The 2,237-nt window shown below is 67.6% G+C and carries 3 protein-coding genes; 2 read left to right on the forward strand and 1 reads right to left on the reverse strand.

Annotated features, from left to right (window positions below; genetic code table 11):
* Positions 1-187: 187 nt before the first annotated feature.
* Positions 188-955, reverse strand: coding sequence for an IclR family transcriptional regulator (locus tag ACRDUX_RS20780; protein WP_526416037.1), 768 nt, complete (start codon positions 953-955; stop codon positions 188-190).
* Between the two features lie 198 nt (positions 956-1,153).
* Here ACRDUX_RS20780 and ACRDUX_RS20785 point away from each other — a divergent pair, with 198 nt between their 5' ends.
* Both ACRDUX_RS20785 and ACRDUX_RS20790 read left to right on the forward strand, forming a co-directional pair.
* Positions 1,154-1,921 (forward strand): CoA transferase subunit A, encoded by a 768-nt coding sequence (locus tag ACRDUX_RS20785; RefSeq protein ID WP_526416039.1) that lies wholly within the window; start codon positions 1,154-1,156, stop codon positions 1,919-1,921.
* The coding region (locus tag ACRDUX_RS20790) for a CoA-transferase (protein WP_526416041.1) at positions 1,918-2,237 on the forward strand (320 nt) is incomplete at its 3' end. The genes ACRDUX_RS20785 and ACRDUX_RS20790, both read left to right, overlap by 4 nt.

Here is a 2,237-nt window from a genome sequence, read left to right on the forward strand (position 1 = left end):
GAATAGGAATGCGCCCACGGCGAATTCGCCCAGGCGATGGCGATGAGCGTGAAGCCGAGCAGTAGTGCGGCTGCGGTGTTCTCACCGCTGCGGGCGGCGGTGGGATCACGGCCGAACCGGCTCGGCGTCGGCCGTGCGGGGGCGGTCACCGGTTCACCATCGCGCATCCGGGCATTCCTCGCACGGGTCAAGCCTGAATCCGTCCGGACAGCTGGTGTGCCTGCTCGAGCAGCAGCGTGCCCAATTCGAGATGCCGCTCCGGCTTGAAACGGGTCTCGACTCCGGTGATGCTGAGCGCCCAGGCCGGCTTGCCGCTCCTGTCGAATACCGCTGCGCCCATCCCCCAGCTGCCGTCGACGATCAACGCGGGGTTCACCGCGTAGCCGGTGCGCCGAGTGGATTCGATGCGCGCGCGGATGGCCGCCTCGGCGTGGCCTCGACCCCACTGCGACTCCGGTTGGACCCGCCCGAAGAAGTCGTCGACGTCGCGGTTCGGCAGGTGACTGAGGATCGCCAGGCCTGCGCTGGCCACGCCGAGCGGAAATCTGATCCCGACGTGCAGGACGTGCGACCGCAGCGGGAAGCTCCCCTCCTCGGCCAGGACGCACACCGTCTCATCGCCCCTGCGCGCCGAGAAGAACGCACTCTCGCCGGTGTCGCGGGCCAGCCGCGTCACCACCTCACGCGCCTGATCGGTGACGTCGTACCGGTAGGCGGCGCCAACTCCCAACAGGTAGAGCTCGGGGCCGAGTGACCAGCGGCCGGTCTTGGGGTCGCGGGCCACCAGATGCTCGTCGGCCAACGACACGAGGAGGCGATGAGCGGTCGGCCTGGCCAGGCCAGCACCCTTGCCGAGATCCGTTGTCGATGCGCCATCCGGCTCTGCGGCGGCGACCGCGCGCAGGACTGCACCCACCCTCGCCACGACGTGCGATCCTCGCGATTGTCCGCTCATCGGTGCGATCCTAGGCGTTCACTGGGTAGACGCACACGGTCTCAACGCTCATTGGGCGAACAGTTTTCCCGAGCCGTTGACACCGACACCGACGCATCTGGAATGCTCATTGCCAGTTCCGCCGGGCGTGATCGCGCCGACGCTCGGGGTGCTGGACGTTTGCAGAATGAACGCTGAGGCTCGCGAAGGAGGAGACACATGTCGTCGAAGGTGTACGGCTCGGCTGCCGAGGCAGTCGTGGACATCAACGACGGTGCCACGCTGGCCGTCGGCGGATTCGGCCTGTGCGGCATCCCGGACCAACTCATCGAAGCGATCGCGCAATCGTCCACGACCGACCTCGAGGTCTTCTCGAACAACTGCGGGGTCGACGGTGTCGGGCTCGGAGTCCTGCTGTCCCTTGGGCGCGTGCGCCGCGTCACCGCCTCCTACGTCGGCGAGAACAAGGAGTTCGCCCGTCAGTACCTGGCAGGCGAACTGGAGGTCGAGCTGACACCGCAGGGCACGCTGGCCGAACGGCTGCGCGCAGGTGGTGCGGGCATCCCCGCCTTCTTCACCCCCGCGGGGGTGGGCAGCCCCGTCTCCGACGGTGGCCTGCCGTGGCGGTACGCCCCCGACGGCTCGATCGCGGTTGCCTCGCCCCCCAAGGAGATTCGCGAGTTCGGCGGCAAGCGCTACGTCCTGGAGGAGTCGATCAACGCCGACTTCGCGCTCGTCCATGCGCAACTCGGTGACACCGACGGCAACCTCGTCTTCAACAAGACGGCGATGAACTTCAACCCGCTGGCCGCGATGGCGGGACGCATCACCATCGCCCAGGTCGAGGAATTGGTGGCGCCGGGCGAAATCGACCCGGCCGCAGTGCATCTCGCGGGGGTCTTCGTACAACGCATCGTGCACACCGGACCACAGGACAAGAAGATCGAGAAGCGAACCGTTCGCGAACCGGAAGGAACGGCCCCATGACCGAGTCGGCGCCCGCGGGATGGAACCGCAACCAGATGGCCGCCCGCGCCGCGGCGGAGATGGTCGACGGCGAGTACGTCAACCTCGGCATCGGGCTGCCGACGCTCATCCCCGGCTTTCTCGGCAGCGACGTGAAGGTCACCCTGCACTCGGAGAACGGCATCCTGGGCACGGGTCCCTATCCCGACGAGGACCACGTCGACCCCGATCTGATCAACGCGGGCAAGGAGACCGTCACTGTCAATCCCGGTGCGGCGTACTTCGATTCGGCCCTATCCTTCGGCATGATCCGCGGCGGCCACATCGACACCGCGGT

The organism is Mycobacterium sp. (genome assembly GCF_050701675.1).
Classification (GTDB): Bacteria; Actinomycetota; Actinomycetes; order Mycobacteriales; family Mycobacteriaceae; genus Mycobacterium.